This window comes from Variovorax sp. 05T418 (assembly GCF_056396385.1).
Window position 1 is genome coordinate 427,617 of the sequence record NZ_JBFTLJ010000002.1, and the last position, 15,425, is coordinate 443,041.

Below are 15,425 nucleotides of genomic sequence, written 5' to 3' on the forward strand. Positions count from 1 at the left end.
GCCGCCATGATTGCCTCTCTGCTTCAGGCCGCTGCCAGCTCCGCGCGCAGCAGCTTCGCCGCCGCCACCATGTTCGACAGCGCGGCCTCGGTCTCCGGCCAGCCCCGGGTCTTCAGGCCGCAGTCGGGGTTGATCCACAGGTTCCCGGGCGGCACCACGCCGGCGGCCTTGCGCATCAGGCGCACGATCTCGTCCACCGAGGGCACGCGCGGCGAGTGGATGTCGTACACGCCGGGGCCGATCTCGTTCGGGTAGCGGAAGCCGCCCGCGCTGTTCTCGCCACCCAATCCGCCGAACGCGCGCAGCAATTCCATGTCGGAGCGGCTGGTCTCGATGGTGATCACGTCGGCGTCCATGGCCGCGATCTCGGGCAGGATGTCGTTGAACTCCGAATAGCACATGTGGGTGTGGATCTGCGTCTGGTCGCGCACGCCCGAGGCGCTGATGCGGAAGGCGCGCGTGGCCGACTTCAGGTAGGCCGGCCAGCCGGCGCGGCGCAGCGGCAGGCCTTCGCGGATGGCGGGCTCGTCGATCTGGATGATGCCGATGCCGGCCGCCTCGAGGTCCACCACCTCGTCGCGGATCGCCCAGGCGATCTGCTCGCAGGTGGTGCTGCGCGGCTGGTCGTCGCGCACGAAGGACCATTGCAGGATCGTGACGGGGCCCGTCAGCATGCCCTTCATCGGCAGTTGGGTGAGGCTCTGCGCATAGGCGGTCCACTCGACCGTCATCGGCGCGGGGCGCGCCACGTCGCCGAAGATGACCGGCGGCTTCACGCAGCGCGAGCCGTACGACTGCACCCAGCCATTGGCGGTGAAGGCAAAGCCGTCGAGCTGCTCGCCGAAGTACTCGACCATGTCGTTGCGCTCGGCCTCGCCATGCACCAGCACGTCGATGCCCAGTTCTTCCTGCTTGCGCACGGCCAGCGCGATCTCGGCGCGCATCTTCTCGCGGTAGCCCGCGGCATCGAGCTCGCCGCGCTTGAAGGCGGCGCGCGCGGCGCGGATCTCCTGGGTCTGCGGGAACGAGCCGATCGTGGTGGTGGGCAGCGCGGGCAATGCGAAGCGCGCGCGCTGCACCTGCTGCCGCTGGCCGAAGGGGGATGCGCGCTGGTCGTCGCCGGCCACGCTGCGCGCGAGCCGCAGCGCCACGTCCGCGCGATGCACGCGCGGGCTGCTGCGCCTTGCGGCCACCGCGGCGCGCGCGGCTTCGAGCTCTTGCGCAACCGAGTCTTCGCTGCCGTCGAGCACGGCGCGCAGCACGCGCAGTTCGCCGAGCTTTTCGACGGCAAAGGCGAGCCAAGACCTGAGTTCCGCATCGAGCTTGTCTTCCGCCGCCAGGCTGAACGGCACGTGCAGCAGCGAGCACGATGGTGCGATCCAGAGTTCGCCGCGCCGCTTGTCGACCACCGGGCGCAGCGTGGCAAGCGCGGTGTCCAGGTCGGTGCGCCAGATGTTGCGGCCGTCGACGATGCCGATCGACAGCACCTTGTGCGTGGCGAGCCAGTCGGCCACCCCGGTCAGCTCCTGCGGCGCGCGCACGGCGTCCACGTGCAGGCCGGCCACCGGCAGCTGGCAGGCCAGGCGCAGGTTGTCGGACAGCGGCGAGAAGTAGGTGGCCAGCAGCAGCTTGGGCGCGCTGCGCGCCAGCTGCCAGTAGGCGCGCTCGAAGGCGGTGCGCCAGGCATCGGGCAGGTCGAGCCCGAGGATGGGTTCGTCGATCTGCACCCATTCCACGCCCTGCTGCTTGAGCCGGTTCAACACCTGTTCGTACACGGGCAGCAATGCATCGAGCAGCGAGAGGCGGTCGAAGCCCGCCTCCTTCTCCTTGCCCAGGTACAGGAAGCTCAGCGGCCCGAGCAGCACGGCCTTGACCGCATGGCCGGCCTGCTGCGCCTCGGCCACCTCGTCGAAGAGCCGCGTCGAGGCCAGCCTGAACTGCGTGGCCGCGGTGAACTCGGGCACGAGGTAGTGGTAGTTGGTGTCGAACCACTTGGTCATCTCCAGCGCGAAGGTGCCCTCTGCGCCGTGCTTGCAGCCGGCATCGTGCACATGGCCGGCCTCGTCTTCCACGCCGCGCGCCATCTTGAAATAGCGCGACAGCTCGGGCTCGTCGCCCTTGAAGCCGAAGCGCGCCGGCTCGCAGCCGAAGAGCTGGACGTGGTTGGCCACGTGGTCGTAGCAGGCGAAGTCGCCCACCGTCACGTAGTCGAGCCCCGCGTCGCGCTGGGCCTGCCAGTGGCGCGCGCGCAGCTGGCCGCCAACTTCTTCCAGCGCGGCGCGGTCGATCTCGCCGCGCCAGTGCTTTTCGAGCGCGAACTTGAGTTCCCGGTGGGCGCCCATGCGCGGAAAGCCGAGGATGTGGGTACGGGTGGTCATTGCAGGTATTCCGGTCGCTGTATCTTGGAAATCGGCAATGGTCGGGCTTTGGGCTCTATGATTCAAACGAAACCTTTTGCCCATTCACTTGAAACTCATTCATGTTGCAGTCGATCCTCGAGATACGCCACCTGCGCACGCTGGTTGCGCTGCGCGACACCGGCAGCCTGGTGCGCGCGGCGCAGTTGCTGAACCTCACGCAGTCGGCGCTGTCGCACCAGATCAAGCTGCTCGAAGACCGCTACGGCGCGCAGCTCTTCGAGCGCAAGTCGGTGCCGCCGCAGTTCAGCACCACCGGGCTGCGGCTGTTGCAGCTGGCCGATGCGGCGCTGCCGCTGGTGGAGGAAGCCGAGCGCGACGTGGCGCGGCTGGCGCTGGGCCGCAGCGGGCAGCTGCGCATCGTGGTCGAGTGCCACACCTGCTTCGACTGGCTGATGCCGGCCATGGATGCCTTCCGCCAGCGCTGGCCCGAGATCGAGCTGGATATCGTCTCGGGCTTTCATCCCGACCCGATCGCGCTGGTGATGCAGAACCGCGCCGAGGTGGCGATCGTCTCCGAGCAGGACCCCGACGAAACCGTCGACTACCACGCGCTGTTCCGCTTCGAGATCGTCGCGCTGCTCGCCAACGACCATGCGCTCGTGGCCAAGCCGCATCTCACAGCGCGCCACTTTGCCGACCAGACGCTGATCACCTACCCCGTGCCCGACGAGATGCTGGACATCGTGCGCCAGGTGCTGGCGCCGGCCGGCGTGGCACCCGTGCACCGCCGCACGACCGAGCTCACGGTGGCGATGCTGCAGCTGGTGGCCAGCGGGCGCGGCGTGGCCACGCTGCCGCTGTGGGCGGTGCAGAACTACCTGGACCGCGGCTATGTCACGGCGCGGCGCGTGGGCGCCCGGGGCCTCACGGGGCGGCTGTACATGGCCTGCACGCAGGGCACGTCCGGGCAGCCGTGGCTGGCGGACTTCGTGCGCGTCACGCGCGAGAGCTGCTTCAAGAGCCTGCCCGGGATCGAGCTGCTTTGACAGGCGTCTTCCTGGGCGGCCTGGCAGCTTTTCTGCTGGACTCGGCAGCGATCCAATCGCGGAAGGCCGCCACCTTCGGCCTGTGGCGGCTGTCTTCGGGGTACACGAGGTAGTAGGCAAAGTCTTCGAGCCACGCGGCTTCCGACAGCTGGACCAGCCGGCCTTCGGCCACCTCGTCCGCCACCAGCGCCGCCGGCAGCAAGCCCGCGCCCTGCCCCGCAAGCACCGCCTTCAGCAACAGGCCCGAATCATCGAAGGACGGGCCGCGTGCCGGCCTTGCATCTTCGATGCCCTGCGCCTCGAACCACATGGCCCAGCCCTTGCGCTCGGCATCGTTCACGCGCGGCCAGCGCGTGAGATCGGCCGGCGATCCAGGCATGCTGAGCTGCCTGACCAGGGCCGGCGTTGCAACCGGAACAATCTCCACCGTGAGCACGCGCTGGCTGATCAGGCCGGGATAACGGCCGAGCCCATGGCGGATCGCCACGTCCACGCCGTCGCGCGAAAAATCGGCGAGCGCGGTGCTGCTCACCACCTGCAGGTCGATGTCCGGATGCGCATCGTGAAAGCTCTTCAGGCGCGGCACCAGCCAGGCTGAGGCGAAGAACGGCGTGGTGCTCACCGTGAGGATGCCGGTCTCCGCGGGCATGGCGATGCGGCGCGTGGCGTCGCTGATCTGCCGGAAGGCATTGCGCACCGGCGGCAGGTAGGCCTGGCCCGCATCGGTCAGGAAGATGCCGCGGTTCGCGCGCCGGAACAGCGCAATGCCCAGGTGCAGCTCCAGCGACTTGATCAGCTGGCTCACGGCGCCGGCGGTCACGCAGAGCTCGTCGGCCGCGTTCTTCACCGAGAGATGGCGGGCGGTCGCCTCGAAGGCGCGGAGTGCGTTGAGCGGTGGAAGCTGATGTTCCATGGTTTAGGCAATCTGATTCGATCGCCTCAGAAAATCTGGTTTGCGAGGCCGCATGGTAAGGAGGAGCATCCACTCTTCTGCGCCGGAGTCCATTCTCCAGCCAATAGATATTCTGAGCAAACCCGGAGACCCGCCCTTGACCTCCTTCTCCTCCCATCCGCCGCCCCGCGCACGCCTCTTCCGCGGCTGGTTCGTGGTGGCCGGCGCCTTCGCCGTCACGCTCGTCGGCTTCGGCAGTGCCTACACCTTCAGCGCCTTCCTCGAATCGCTGCAGCGCGACTTCGGCGCCTCGCGCGGCTCGGCGTCGCTGGTGTTCTCGCTTGCGGGCTTTCTCTACTTCGGGCTGGGCGTGGTCAGCGGCCCGCTCGCGGACCGGTGGGGTGCGCGGCGGCTCGCGGTCGCGGGCATGGTGCTGGTCGGCCTGGGCCTGGCCGCCGCGGGACAGGCGCGCAGCCTGGCCGAGGCTTGCCTGGCCTATGGCCTGGGCGTCGGGCTCGGCGTCGGCGCCTCCTATGTGCCGGTGCTGGGCGCGGTGCAGCGCTGGTTCGTCAGGCGGCGCGGATTCGCCTCGGGGCTGGCGGTGAGCGGCATCGGCGTGGGCACGCTGGCGATGCCGCCGCTGGCGTCGCTCCTCATCGAAGCGCTGGGGTGGCGCCACGCCTACCTGGCGCTGGGCGTGCTGGCCGTGGTGGTGGGCGCCGGCATGGCGCTGCTGATCGAGGACGATCCGCGCCATCGCGGGCTCGGGCCCGACGGCGATCCGCCGCAGCCGCAGGCGCCGTCGGCCGTGCCCGCAGGCTCCACGTTGCGGGACGCGATCAGCTCGCGCCGCTTCGCCGGCCTCTATGCGGCCTGCCTGATCAGTTCGTTCGGGCTGTTCGTTCCCTTCGTCCACCTGGTGCCCTACGCGCTCGACCACGGCCTGCCGGCCGGCTCGGCCGTGCTGCTGCTCGGCGCCATCGGCATCGGCAGCACCGCGGGGCGATTTTTTCTTGGCGGGCTGGCCGACCGGCTGGGCCGGCAACTGGCGCTGCCGCTGATGTCGGCCGGCATGGCGCTTTCGCTGGTGGTGTGGGCGGTGTCCAGCGGGTTCTGGGGGCTGGCCGCATTCGCTTTTGCCTACGGCGTGTTCTATGGCGGCTTCGTCGCGCTGCTGCCCGCGCTGGTCATGGACTACTTCGGCGGCCGCAGCATCGGCGCGATCCTGGGCGTGCTGTACACCAGCGTGGCTTTCGGCACCCTGGTCGGCCCTAGCGCGGCGGGCTTTGCGTTCGACATCAGCCGCAGCTACCTGCTGCCGATCCTCGCCAGCATCGGCGCCAATCTGCTCGCGGCCGGCGTGCTGCTGGCCATGTCGAGGACGCGTGCGGCGGCAAAACCGGGCCCGCGGGGTACAGTCGGGAATGAACCCACACACGCCCAGCGCTCCTAAGCCGCCCGAAACGGCTCCCGTCGAAGTCACGGAGACGCAGGCGTTCACGCGCGCATGGGCCGTGTTCCTGCTGCTGTTCCTGGGCGTGCTGGCGCTCCTGTGGGCCAGCGACGCCCTGTTCGGCTAGAGGCCGAAAAGCTAGGACGAAGCCTTCTGCAGCAGCTTCAGCACGCTCGAGAAATCGAGCGCGCCATGGCCCGCGAGGCTGTGCGCGGCATAGAGGCTGCGCGCGAGCCCGCCCAGCGGCGTGGCGGCGCGCACGGCGGTGGCGTTTTCCTGCGCCAGGCCCAGGTCCTTGAGCATCAGGTCGGTGCCGAAGCCGCCTGCGTAGTTCTTCGATGCGGGCGCTGTTTCCATCACGCCGGGCATCGGGTTGTACTTTTCGAGCGCCCAGTTGCCGCCCGAGCTGCGCCGCATGATCTCGGACAGCACCTTGGGATCGAGCCCGTTGGCCACGCCCAGCGCCAGCGCCTCCGAGGTGCCGATCATCAGGATGCCGAGCAGCATGTTGTTGCAGATCTTGGCGGTCTGGCCCGCCCCCACGCCGCCCGCGTGGAAGATGTTGGCGCCCATCTTCTCGAGCACGGGGCGTGCGCGTTCGAGGTCGTCGGCCTCGCCGCCGACCATGAAGGTCAGCGTGCCTGCAATCGCGCCGCCCGTGCCGCCGGAAACCGGCGCATCGATCATCGCGATGCCCTTGGCGGCGGCCGCATCGGCCACCTTGCGCGAAGTGGCGGCCGCGATGGTGCTGCTGTCGATCACGAGCGTGCCGGCACGGATGCTGTCTAGCAGGCCCGGCTTGCCGCCGCCGCTGCCGAGGAACAGGCCCTCCACGTGCGCGCTGGCCGGCAGCATGCTGATGACCACGTCGGCGTCGGTCACCGATTCAGCGGCCGATGCGGCAATGGCCAGGCCTTCGGCCGCGTACTTCTTGCAGGCCTCGTCCGACAGGTCGAAGGCCTTGACCGCAAAGCCCGCCTTGCGCAGGTTCAGGGCCATGGGTCCGCCCATGTGGCCGAGGCCGATGAATGCGATTTTCATTTGATGTTGTCTCCGTTGTATGTGTGGAAGAGGCTCAGGCCAGCGCAGCCAGCTCCGCGGGCATCTGGCCGCGCGGGCGCAGGTGGTCCTCGATGAAGGCGGGCGTGATCTCTTCGATGGTGGCGGGGTTCCAGCGCGGATTGCGGTCCTTGTCGATCAGTACCGCGCGGATGCCCTCGGCAAAGTCCTTGTGCGCACAGAAGCCGAGCGAGGCCCAGTATTCGAGCCGGAACACCTCGGCCAGCGACATGCGGTGCACGCGCTGCCAGAGCTCGAAGCTCAGCGCGGCCGAGCTGGGTGCGCCCTTGGCGAAGGTCTTGGCGGCGGACTGCAGCCAGGCATCGTCGCTCTGCAGGCTGCGCAGGCGCCTGGCGATGTCGAGCAGGTCGTCGCCGGCCATCAGCGCGTTGATGGTGTCGTAGTGTTCGCGCACCTTCGAGGGCGGCATCTCGGCGCCCTCGCCCGCGCGCGCAAGGATGCGCGAGAGCTCGGCGCGGTCGGCCTTTGGCTCGCCGCGCCATGGCGCGGCGGCAATCGCTTCGAGCACCTGGCCCTTGCGCTCGTGCGGCACCAGCACATCGGCCAGGCCGCAGAAGATGGCGTCGGCCGCATTGAGGTTGGCGGCCGTGAGCGCCAGGAACAGGCCCGTGCGGCCCGGCGTGCGGCGCAGGAACCAACTGCCGCCCACGTCGGGGTACAGGCCGATGCTGATCTCGGGCATGGCAATGCGGCTGTGCGCGGTGACCACGCGGTGCGAGCAGCCCGACATGAGCCCCACGCCGCCGCCCATCACGATGCCGTGGCCCCAGCAGAGGAATGGCTTGGGAAAGGTGTGGATCAGGTAGTCGAGCTCGTACTCCTCGCGGAAGAAGTCTTCGGCGTAGGTGTTGCGCGCGGGGCCGCATTCGAGCAGCGTCTGGTACAGCTGGCGCAGGTCGCCGCCGGCGCAGAAGGCCTTCTCGCCGGCCGCTTGCAGCAGCACGCCGACGATGCCGTCGTCCTTCGCCCATTCGCGCAGCTTGGGCGTGAGCAGGCGCACCATGTCCACCGACAGCGCGTTGAGCGAAGCGGGCGCGTTGAGCGTGGCGGTGGCAAAGCGCTTGCCGCCGGCGGTCTTGATTTCGTCGAAGAGAACTACGGAGTCGGTCATTGTCTTGAGAGGTTCTGGGTGCGGGGCTTCAGCGGATATCGCTGTCCCCTTCCAGCAATTTTCGCGCAACGATCACGCGCATGATCTCGTTGGTGCCTTCGAGGATCTGGTGAACGCGGGTATCGCGCACCAGCCGCTCAAGCGGGAATTCGCTCAGGTAGCCGTAGCCGCCGTGCAGCTGCAGTGCGTCATTGCAGACGTTGAAGCCCGCATCGGTCGCAAAGCGCTTGGCCATGGCGCAGTAGGTGCTGGCATCGGCATGGCCCGCATCGAGCTTGCTTGCCGCGAGCCGCACCATCTGCCGCGCCGCAACCAGTTCGGTCGCCATGTCGGCCAGCTTGAACTGCAGCGCCTGGAAGCTCGCGATCGGCTTGCCGAACTGCTGGCGCTCGTGCAGGTAGCGGCGCGCCGCATCGAGCGCGCCCTGCGCCGCGCCCACCGAGCAGGTCGCGATGTTGATGCGCCCGCCATCGAGCCCCTTCATGGCGATGCGGAAGCCCTCGCCTTCCTTGCCCAGCAGGTTTTCGGCCGGCACGCGCACGTTGTCGAAGCTGATGGTGCGCGTGGGCTGGCTGTTCCAGCCCATCTTGTGCTCCTTCTTGCCATAGCTCACGCCGGGTGCATCGGCCGGCACCGCAAAGGCCGAGATGCCGCCCGCGCCGCCGCCGCCCGTGCGCGCCATCAGCACCAGCACGTCGGTCGAGCCGGCGCCCGAAATGAAGGCCTTGCCGCCGTTGATGACGTACTCGGCGCCCTGCAGTTCGGCGCGCGTCTTGAGCGAGCCCGCATCCGACCCGGCGCCCGGCTCGGTGAGGCAGTAGGAAGCCAGCTTGCGCCCGCTCGTGAGGTCTTCGCCCCATTGCGCGGCCACCGCGTCGGTCGCCCAGGTGCCGAGCATCCAGGTTGCCATGTTGTGGATCGTGATGAAGGCCGTGGTCGAGGGGTCGACCGCGGCCATCTCCTCGAACACCAGCGCCGAGTCGAGCCGCGGCAGGCCGAGGCCGCCGATGCGCTCGGGCGCGTACAGGCCGCAGAAGCCCAGCTCGCCGGCCTTGGCGATGGCCTCCTTCGGAAAGATGGCCTCCGCGTCCCACCGCGCCGCATGCGGTGCGAATTCCGCCTGTGCAAAATCGCGCGCGGTCTGCGCAAAGGCGTTCTGCTCTTCGGACAATTCAAAGTTCATTGTTCGCGACCCTTCCAGCGATCCAGTTCGGCAGTCCGTTGCCGGGTCGATTTCTCCAGACATGAATTGAACACCAGCGGCCAGATGGAGCCGCCTTCGTTCGCTTTCGAGGCCCGCTTGCAAGAGGGGTCGCGGCCCTTGAGCCAGGTGCGCTGCTCGGTGCGCAGCGCGACGCGCATCTGCGGCGAGAGCGTCTTCATCACCTCGCCGTAGCGGATGTTGAGCGCGGCGTCGGCGGCGCGAAAGTCGCGCACCGCGCAGGCGTTCATCTGCTGCTGGTTGCCGTCGGGCCTGCAGTCCAGCGGGTTGGCATCATCGGCCGCATGCGCGCCCGCGGCGAGCAGGAGAAGCACGGCCGATGCCGCGACAGCGCGAAACGCGCGGCTCACTTGAGGCTGATCGTGGTGTTGACGCCGTGCGAGACGGTGCTGTCGTCGAACCAGCGTGCCGTCACGGTCTTGGTCTGCGTGTAGAACATGATGACCTGCTTGCCGTACGGCCCCAGGTCGCCGAGCTTGGATGCGCGCGAACCGGTGAACGAGAACATCGGCACCGGCACCGGGATCGGCACGTTGATGCCGACCTGGCCCACGTCGATGTCTTCCTGGAAGCGGCGCGCCGCGGCGCCCGACTGCGTGAAGATCGCCGTGCCGTTGCCGTTCGGGTTGCTGTTGATCAGCTCGATGGCCTCGTCGATGTTCTCGGCATCGGCCACGCACAGCACCGGGCCGAACACTTCCTGGTCATAGATCGTCATGCCGGGCTTCACGCCCGAGAAGATCGTCGGGCCCACGAAGTTGCCCTTCTCGTAGCCCGGCACCGTGGGCTTGCGGCCGTCGAGCTCGAGCTTGGCGCCGTCGGCCACGCCGCGCTCGATCAGGCCGTTGACGCGCTCATAGGCGGCGCAAGAGACCAGCGGCCCCACGTCCACGCCCTTCTCGGTGCCGGCGCCGATCTTCAGCGTCCTGGCCTTGGCGATCAGTTCGGGCACCCAGTTGCGCGCCTCGCCCACCAGCACCGCGACTGACACCGCCATACAGCGCTGGCCGGCCGCGCCGAAGCTGGCGCCCGCCAGCGCGTTGAGCGTCTGCTCCTTGTTGGCGTCGGGCATCACGATGGCGTGGTTCTTCGCGCCCATCATGCATTGCACGCGCTTGCCGGCCAGCGTGGCGCGGTTGTAAACGTGCGTGCCGACCTTGGTCGAGCCGACGAAGCTGATCGCCTTGATGTCCTTGTGGTCGCAGATGCCGTTGACCACCGCTTCGCCGCCATGCACCACGTTGAGCACGCCGGGCGGAATGCCGGCTTCGAGCGCGAGCTCACACAGGCGCATCGTGACCATCGGGTCTTGCTCCGAGGGCTTGAGCACGAAGGTGTTGCCGGTGACGATGGCCATCGGGAACATCCACAGCGGGATCATGGCCGGGAAGTTGAACGGCGTGATGCCGGCGCACACGCCCAGCGGCTGCAGCAGCGTGTAGGTGTCGACGCCGTTGGCCACATTGTTGGCCAGCTCGCCGAGCTGCAGGTTGCCGATGTTCGAGGCGTGCTCGACCACTTCGAGGCCGCGGAACACATCGCCCTCGGCATCAGGCAGCGTCTTGCCCTGCTCGGCCGTGAGGATGGCGGCCAGCTCGCCCATGTTCTCGCGGATGAGCTGCTGGTACTTCAGGAAGATGCGGGCGCGCGCGCCGAGGGGCGTCTTGCGCCAGGTCTTGAAGGCGTCCTTGGCGGAGGCCACGGCGGCGTCGAGTTCGGCCTGCGTGGCAAACGGCACGCGGGCCAGCACCTCTTGCGTGGCCGGGTTGACGATGTCGCGCCATTCGGTGGTCTTGGATTCGACGAACTTGCCGCCGATCAAGAGCTTGACGGTGGCGACCTGGGTCTTGGGGGTGGTGGTGGCGTCCATGGGGTTTTGTCTCCTGTGAATACGGGGCCTGCATGGCAGGTTCAACACGCATCCTAGCTTTGCAGATTTGCCATGACAATAGACAAATATGCGCTATCGCTTTGCAAAAATGCAGAGCCAACCCAAGGGAACGCGAGCACATGGACTGGGACAACCTTCGCTACTTTCTGGAGCTGGCCCGCTCGGGCACGCTGATGAGCGCCGCGCGCCGGCTCGAGGTGGACCACACCACGGTGGCGCGGCGCATCCAGGCCCTTGAAAAGGAAGTGGGCGCGCCGCTTTTCTCGCGCGAATCGGGCGGCCACCGGCTCACCGAGGCGGGCCGCAAGCTGCAGCCGCAGGTCGAGGCCATGGAAAGCGCGTTCCAGGCGGTGGAAAGCACTGCGCCGGCCTCGCAGGAGGGCTTGTCGGGGTTGATCCGCATCGGCGCCACCGAGGGCTTCGGCACCGTCGTGCTGGCGCCGCAGTTGGCGCTTTTCGCGCAGCAGCATCCCAAGCTCACCATCGACCTGCTCGCGATGCCGCGGCTGGTGCACCTGTCGCGGCGCGAGGCCGACATCGTGATCTCGCTCGAACGCCCGGCGCGCGGGCCGGTGGTCGTGAGCAAGCTCACCGACTACACGCTCAGGCTCTATGCATCGAAGAAGTACCTGGCCGCGCACAAGCCGATCAAGACGCGCGAAGACCTGCGCGGCCACACCTTCATCAGCTACGTGGACGACCTGCTCTTCAGCAAGGAGCTGCAGTACCTCGACGAACTGCACCGCCCCGATGCCTTTGCGCTGCGCAGCACCAGCGTGCTCGCGCAGCACCGCGCGGTGCTGGCGGGCGCGGGCATCGCGGTGCTGCCGGCCTTCATCGCGGAGAACGACGGCGCGCTCAAGCCCGTGCTGCCGGGGCAGGCGAATTTCACGCGCACGTTCTGGATGTCGATGCCCGCGGAAACCAAGCACCTGGTGCGCATGCAGGCGGTGTGGGAGTTCCTGCGCGAGACGGTGCAGGCACAGCGGCAACTGCTGCTGCCCGCGCCCGCGTGACGCCGAAGGCTCAGCGCCGCGGCGGAGCCAGGTCCGGAAAGTTCAGCGCCACGAACTCGATCACGAACTCCTGCGGGTCCGCGCGCAGCTGCTGCTCTTCTGCACGGTCGAGGTAGCTGCGCCAGAACTGCCGGATCTGGTCCTGTACGTCGTCGGCAAAGCCCATCTGGGTGCCGACCATCTCCTGCCAGGTGCCGCTCGCACTGAAAGTTTGGGCGAGCGTGGGCTCCAGCGCCTCGAGCTTGGCGCGCTTGGCGTCGTCGAGCTGGTCGATGGCGTCCAGCACCAGGCAATCCACCAGCCGCAGCAACGGCCTTCCTTCGTATCTGTTCGTCGTCTGCATGCGCCAAGTTTCTCACTGCCCGGGGCCGCCGGGCCAGGCCGGCGCATGGCTGCCCGGCGGCATCGACGGGCGCGGCCATGCGGCCGGCGTGCGCGACAGCTGCGCGCTGTGGCGCAACGCGGCCAGCTCGCCGAAGCCCGAGGCCGAGGTCTCCACGTAGGGCTTCAAGTCGGGCCTGGCGATCGACAGCCCGCCGGGCACGCGCCCGAGACCACGCAGCCATTGCCCGGTCTGCGCCAGCGACACCTGCACATGCCAGCTGCCGCCCTCCTGCTGCTGCCGCCAGAGCGCCGCGGCGGCGCCGAAGGCGATCAGGTAGCCCGTGGCCTCGTCGAGGATCTGCATCGGCAGCGGCCTGGGCTTGCCGTCGCCGGCTGCTTCGCCTTCGGCATGGTTGAAGCCCATGGCGGTCTGCACCAGCGAATCGAAGCCGCGGCGCTGCGCCCACGGGCCCTGCGTGCCATAGGCCGTGAGCGACACGCACACGATGCCGGGCGCGAGCCGCGCGAGTTCCGCCGGCCCGAAGCCCAGCGCCGCGATGCCGCCGGGCCGGTAGCCCTGCACGAAGACATGGGCCTCGGCGCCGAGCTGCCGCAGCGTGGCGCGACCCGCCTCGGTGCGCAGGTCCACATGCGCCGACAGCTTGCCGCGGCTGGTTTCGGCGATGGATTCGATGTTCGGCAGGTGCGGTGAATTGACGAGCATCACGTCGGCGCCATAGGCCGCCAGCGCGCGGCCTCCCACGGGGCCCGCGAGGATGCGCGTCAGGTCGAGCACGCGCACGCCGGTGAGCGGCCGCTGGTCTTCGCGCAGCGGCGGCAGTGCGCGCGGCGGCGCGTCGCCAATGCGTTCGATGGTGAAGAGCGGCTGCGCTGCGATGGCCTGGCCTTGCGGCGTGGCGTCCCATTCGTCGAAGCGGCGCAGCGCGGTCGCCACCAGGCCTTGCGCGGCGGCGGCATCTTCAAAGTCGCGGGCACGCCAGGTCGCCATCACTGCCTCGGCCTCGGCGCGCGTGGCAACGGCCGGGTCCAGCTTCATCAGCCGCAGCGCGCCCTCCCTGTGATGCGCGAAATTCGCGTGGATGCGCACCCAGCCGTCGATGCAGCGGTACAGCCCCGAGAAGCTGTCCCACGGATCGGGCACGCGCCCGTCGAGGCTGAACCAACCGGTGCAGTCGAGTGCCGCATGACGCATGTCGACGGCCACCTGCTGGCGCGCGGCGCCGCGCAGATGCCCGAGCTCGCAGGCCGCGAGCGCCGCCGCCGCGATGGTGCTCTGCGCAGCCGCGCCCACCGCGAAGGACGACGGCAGCACCGGGTCTTCGCCCGTGAGCCGCACATGCTGCAGGGCCTCGGGCGGCAGGCCCGCCTGCTGCCAGATGCCGCTCAGGATTTCGCTCGCATTCATTTCATCTCTCCAGAACGTCCAAAGCAAAAAGGCAGGGCCCGCTCCCGCGGCCCTGCCCTTCGTCGTCGTTGCGTCGGCGCCTTACTGGATCAGCTTGGCGCCGGTCTTGGCCTGCAGCGCGTCGAAGCTCACGCCCGGCGCGAGCTCGACCACCTTGAGGCCCTCGGGCACCACGTCCATCACGGCCAGGTCGGTGATGATGCGGTCGACCACGCCCACGCCGGTCAGCGGCAGCGTGCACTTCTCGAGGATCTTCAGGTCCTCGGTGCCGTCCTTCTTCTTCGCGACGTGCTCCATCAGCACGATCACGCGCTTCACGCCGGCCACCAGGTCCATGGCGCCGCCCATGCCCTTGACCATCTTGCCGGGGATCATCCAGTTGGCGAGGTCGCCCTTCACGCTGACCTGCATCGCGCCGAGGATCGACAGGTTGATCTTGCCGCCGCGGATCATTGCGAAGCTGTCATGGCTGCCGAAGATGGCCGAGCCGGGGATGGTGGTCACGGTCTGCTTGCCGGCGTTGATCAGGTCGGCGTCGACCTGGTCTTCAGTCGGGAACGGGCCGATGCCGAGCATGCCGTTCTCGCTTTGCAGCCACACTTCCTTGTCGCCGACGAAGTTGGCCACCAGCGTGGGAATGCCGATGCCCAGGTTCACGTAGAAGCCGTCTTCGAGTTCTTGCGCCGCGCGCGCGGCCATTTGGTCTTGGGTCCAGGGCATCTCAGGCTCCTTTGTTGTTCTTGACGGGGGCGGGCACTTCGCTGCCGGCGGCGGCCTGCGCGATGGCGGCCTGCGCTTCGACCTTGGCGGCGGCCGCATCGGCCGGCGCGGCTGCGCTCACGGTACGCTTCTCGATGCGCTTCTCGGGCTTGGCATTGAGCACGATGCGGTGCACGTAGATGCCCGGCAGGTGGATGTCGTCGGGGGCCAGCTCGCCCACTTCGACGATCTTCTCGACCTCGACGATGCAGATCTTGCCGGCCATGGCGGCGGCCGGGTTGAAGTTGCGCGCCGTGAGGCGGAAGCGCAGGTTGCCCGACTTGTCGGCCACGTCGGCCTTGACCAGCGCCACGTCGGGCACCAGCGAGCGCTCCATCACGTAGGTTTCGCCGTCGAACTCGCGCAGTTCCTTGCCCTCGGCCACTTGCGTGCCGACGCCGGTCTTGGTGAAGAAGGCCGGAATGCCCGCGCCGCCCGCGCGCAGCTTCTCGGCCAGCGTGCCCTGCGGCGTGAATTCGAGCTGCAGTTCGCCCGCGAGGTACTGGCGCTCGAACTCCTTGTTCTCGCCCACGTAGGACGCGATCATCTTCTTGATCTGGCGCGTCTCGAGCAGCTTGCCGAGGCCGAAACCGTCGACGCCCGCGTTGTTGGAGATGCAGGTGAGATCCTTGGCGCCGGAGTCCCGCAGCGCGTCGATCAGCGCCTCGGGAATGCCGCACAGGCCGAAGCCGCCGACCGCGAGCGTCTGCCCGTCGGCCACGACCCCCTTGAGTGCCGCGTCTGCGGAGGGATAAATCTTGTTCACTCGGGCTCCTTGATGGATGGTGGAGAGTTGGCGAAAGCTTTGAAGAGCCTTGAACGATACTACGTAGTCGCATACGTAG

Annotated in this window: 15 protein-coding genes; 4 read left to right on the plus strand and 11 right to left on the minus strand. The window is 68.4% G+C overall.

Annotation, left to right across the window (positions count from 1 at the left end):
• Positions 1–23: 23 nt before the first annotated feature.
• The gene (metE, locus tag AC1DMS_RS05330) at positions 24–2,378 is read right to left on the minus strand and encodes a 5-methyltetrahydropteroyltriglutamate--homocysteine S-methyltransferase (RefSeq protein ID WP_478180756.1); all 2,355 of its coding nucleotides are present in this window, start codon (positions 2,376–2,378) and stop codon (positions 24–26) included.
• A 101-nt stretch (positions 2,379–2,479) separates the two neighbouring features.
• On the opposite strand from metE, the gene AC1DMS_RS05335 reads away from it, so the two are divergent.
• On the plus strand, positions 2,480–3,406 hold the full coding sequence (locus AC1DMS_RS05335; protein WP_478080343.1) for a LysR family transcriptional regulator: 927 nt from the start codon (positions 2,480–2,482) through the stop codon (positions 3,404–3,406).
• Here AC1DMS_RS05335 and gcvA read toward each other — a convergent pair.
• Positions 3,375–4,319 (minus strand): transcriptional regulator GcvA, encoded by a 945-nt coding sequence (gene gcvA / locus AC1DMS_RS05340; RefSeq protein WP_478083405.1) that lies wholly within the window; start codon positions 4,317–4,319, stop codon positions 3,375–3,377. The two genes, AC1DMS_RS05335 and gcvA, sit on opposite strands and share 32 nt — an antisense overlap.
• A 136-nt stretch (positions 4,320–4,455) precedes the next feature.
• Here gcvA and AC1DMS_RS05345 point away from each other — a divergent pair, with 136 nt between their 5' ends.
• Positions 4,456–5,751: an MFS transporter gene (locus AC1DMS_RS05345; protein WP_478080341.1), complete on the plus strand. Its 1,296-nt coding sequence runs from the start codon at positions 4,456–4,458 to the stop codon at positions 5,749–5,751.
• The gene (locus AC1DMS_RS05350; protein WP_012748350.1) at positions 5,723–5,878 is read left to right on the plus strand and encodes a hypothetical protein; all 156 of its coding nucleotides are present in this window, start codon (positions 5,723–5,725) and stop codon (positions 5,876–5,878) included. The genes AC1DMS_RS05345 and AC1DMS_RS05350 overlap by 29 nt, the downstream gene beginning before the upstream one ends.
• An 11-nt stretch (positions 5,879–5,889) precedes the next feature.
• Here the strand turns inward: AC1DMS_RS05350 and mmsB are convergent, their stop codons facing one another.
• From mmsB to AC1DMS_RS05375, 5 genes are read right to left on the minus strand one after another with little or no spacing between them, the layout of a single operon-like run.
• Positions 5,890–6,792: a 3-hydroxyisobutyrate dehydrogenase gene (gene mmsB / locus AC1DMS_RS05355; protein WP_307592273.1), complete on the minus strand. Its 903-nt coding sequence runs from the start codon at positions 6,790–6,792 to the stop codon at positions 5,890–5,892.
• Positions 6,793–6,826: 34 nt separating this feature from the next.
• The gene (locus tag AC1DMS_RS05360) at positions 6,827–7,942 is read right to left on the minus strand and encodes an enoyl-CoA hydratase/isomerase family protein (protein WP_478180757.1); all 1,116 of its coding nucleotides are present in this window, start codon (positions 7,940–7,942) and stop codon (positions 6,827–6,829) included.
• A gap of 28 nt (positions 7,943–7,970) precedes the next feature.
• Positions 7,971–9,125: an acyl-CoA dehydrogenase family protein gene (locus AC1DMS_RS05365; protein WP_062366741.1), complete on the minus strand. Its 1,155-nt coding sequence runs from the start codon at positions 9,123–9,125 to the stop codon at positions 7,971–7,973.
• Positions 9,122–9,514, minus strand: a complete 393-nt coding sequence (locus AC1DMS_RS05370) for a lysozyme inhibitor LprI family protein (protein WP_012748354.1) — start codon at positions 9,512–9,514, stop codon at positions 9,122–9,124. Before AC1DMS_RS05370 ends, AC1DMS_RS05365 begins: the two co-directional genes overlap by 4 nt.
• Positions 9,511–11,034 carry a CoA-acylating methylmalonate-semialdehyde dehydrogenase gene (locus AC1DMS_RS05375; RefSeq protein WP_012748355.1) on the minus strand — a complete coding sequence of 508 codons (1,524 nt, stop codon included), beginning with the start codon at positions 11,032–11,034 and terminating at the stop codon, positions 9,511–9,513. Before AC1DMS_RS05375 ends, AC1DMS_RS05370 begins: the two co-directional genes overlap by 4 nt.
• A 140-nt stretch (positions 11,035–11,174) precedes the next feature.
• On the opposite strand from AC1DMS_RS05375, the gene AC1DMS_RS05380 reads away from it, so the two are divergent.
• Complete coding sequence (locus AC1DMS_RS05380) at positions 11,175–12,071, plus strand: LysR family transcriptional regulator (protein WP_278881336.1); 897 nt, start codon at positions 11,175–11,177, stop codon at positions 12,069–12,071.
• A 10-nt stretch (positions 12,072–12,081) separates the two neighbouring features.
• Here AC1DMS_RS05380 and AC1DMS_RS05385 read toward each other — a convergent pair whose 3' ends face one another.
• The 4 genes from AC1DMS_RS05385 to AC1DMS_RS05400 all read right to left on the minus strand — a co-directional run bounded on the left by AC1DMS_RS05385 (position 12,082) and on the right by AC1DMS_RS05400 (position 15,346).
• Positions 12,082–12,414 carry a hypothetical protein gene (locus AC1DMS_RS05385; protein ID WP_012748357.1) on the minus strand — a complete coding sequence of 111 codons (333 nt, stop codon included), beginning with the start codon at positions 12,412–12,414 and terminating at the stop codon, positions 12,082–12,084.
• A 12-nt stretch (positions 12,415–12,426) separates the two neighbouring features.
• Positions 12,427–13,821 (minus strand): CoA transferase, encoded by a 1,395-nt coding sequence (locus AC1DMS_RS05390; RefSeq protein ID WP_478180758.1) that lies wholly within the window; start codon positions 13,819–13,821, stop codon positions 12,427–12,429.
• An 81-nt stretch (positions 13,822–13,902) separates the two neighbouring features.
• A complete protein-coding gene (locus AC1DMS_RS05395) occupies positions 13,903–14,541 on the minus strand; it encodes a 3-oxoacid CoA-transferase subunit B (RefSeq protein WP_012748359.1) in 639 nt (212 codons plus the stop codon).
• A 1-nt stretch (position 14,542) separates the two neighbouring features.
• Positions 14,543–15,346: a CoA transferase subunit A gene (locus tag AC1DMS_RS05400; protein ID WP_012748360.1), complete on the minus strand. Its 804-nt coding sequence runs from the start codon at positions 15,344–15,346 to the stop codon at positions 14,543–14,545.
• Positions 15,347–15,425: the final 79 nt, after the last annotated feature.

What these genes read in the sequence shown, in the direction of transcription:
- gcvA (WP_478083405.1), bottom strand. Translation starts at nt 4,319, where the DNA reads ATGGAACATCAGCTTCCACCGCTCAACGCACTCCGCGCCTTCGAGGCG.
- AC1DMS_RS05335 (WP_478080343.1), top strand. Translation starts at nt 2,480, where the DNA reads ATGTTGCAGTCGATCCTCGAGATACGCCACCTGCGCACGCTGGTTGCG.
- metE (WP_478180756.1), bottom strand. Translation starts at nt 2,378, where the DNA reads ATGACCACCCGTACCCACATCCTCGGCTTTCCGCGCATGGGCGCCCAC.
- AC1DMS_RS05395 (WP_012748359.1), bottom strand. Translation starts at nt 14,541, where the DNA reads ATGCCCTGGACCCAAGACCAAATGGCCGCGCGCGCGGCGCAAGAACTC.
- AC1DMS_RS05360 (WP_478180757.1), bottom strand. Translation starts at nt 7,942, where the DNA reads ATGACCGACTCCGTAGTTCTCTTCGACGAAATCAAGACCGCCGGCGGC.
- AC1DMS_RS05385 (WP_012748357.1), bottom strand. Translation starts at nt 12,414, where the DNA reads ATGCAGACGACGAACAGATACGAAGGAAGGCCGTTGCTGCGGCTGGTG.
- AC1DMS_RS05390 (WP_478180758.1), bottom strand. Translation starts at nt 13,821, where the DNA reads ATGAATGCGAGCGAAATCCTGAGCGGCATCTGGCAGCAGGCGGGCCTG.
- AC1DMS_RS05380 (WP_278881336.1), top strand. Translation starts at nt 11,175, where the DNA reads ATGGACTGGGACAACCTTCGCTACTTTCTGGAGCTGGCCCGCTCGGGC.
- AC1DMS_RS05365 (WP_062366741.1), bottom strand. Translation starts at nt 9,125, where the DNA reads ATGAACTTTGAATTGTCCGAAGAGCAGAACGCCTTTGCGCAGACCGCG.
- AC1DMS_RS05350 (WP_012748350.1), top strand. Translation starts at nt 5,723, where the DNA reads ATGAACCCACACACGCCCAGCGCTCCTAAGCCGCCCGAAACGGCTCCC.
- mmsB (WP_307592273.1), bottom strand. Translation starts at nt 6,792, where the DNA reads ATGAAAATCGCATTCATCGGCCTCGGCCACATGGGCGGACCCATGGCC.
- AC1DMS_RS05375 (WP_012748355.1), bottom strand. Translation starts at nt 11,034, where the DNA reads ATGGACGCCACCACCACCCCCAAGACCCAGGTCGCCACCGTCAAGCTC.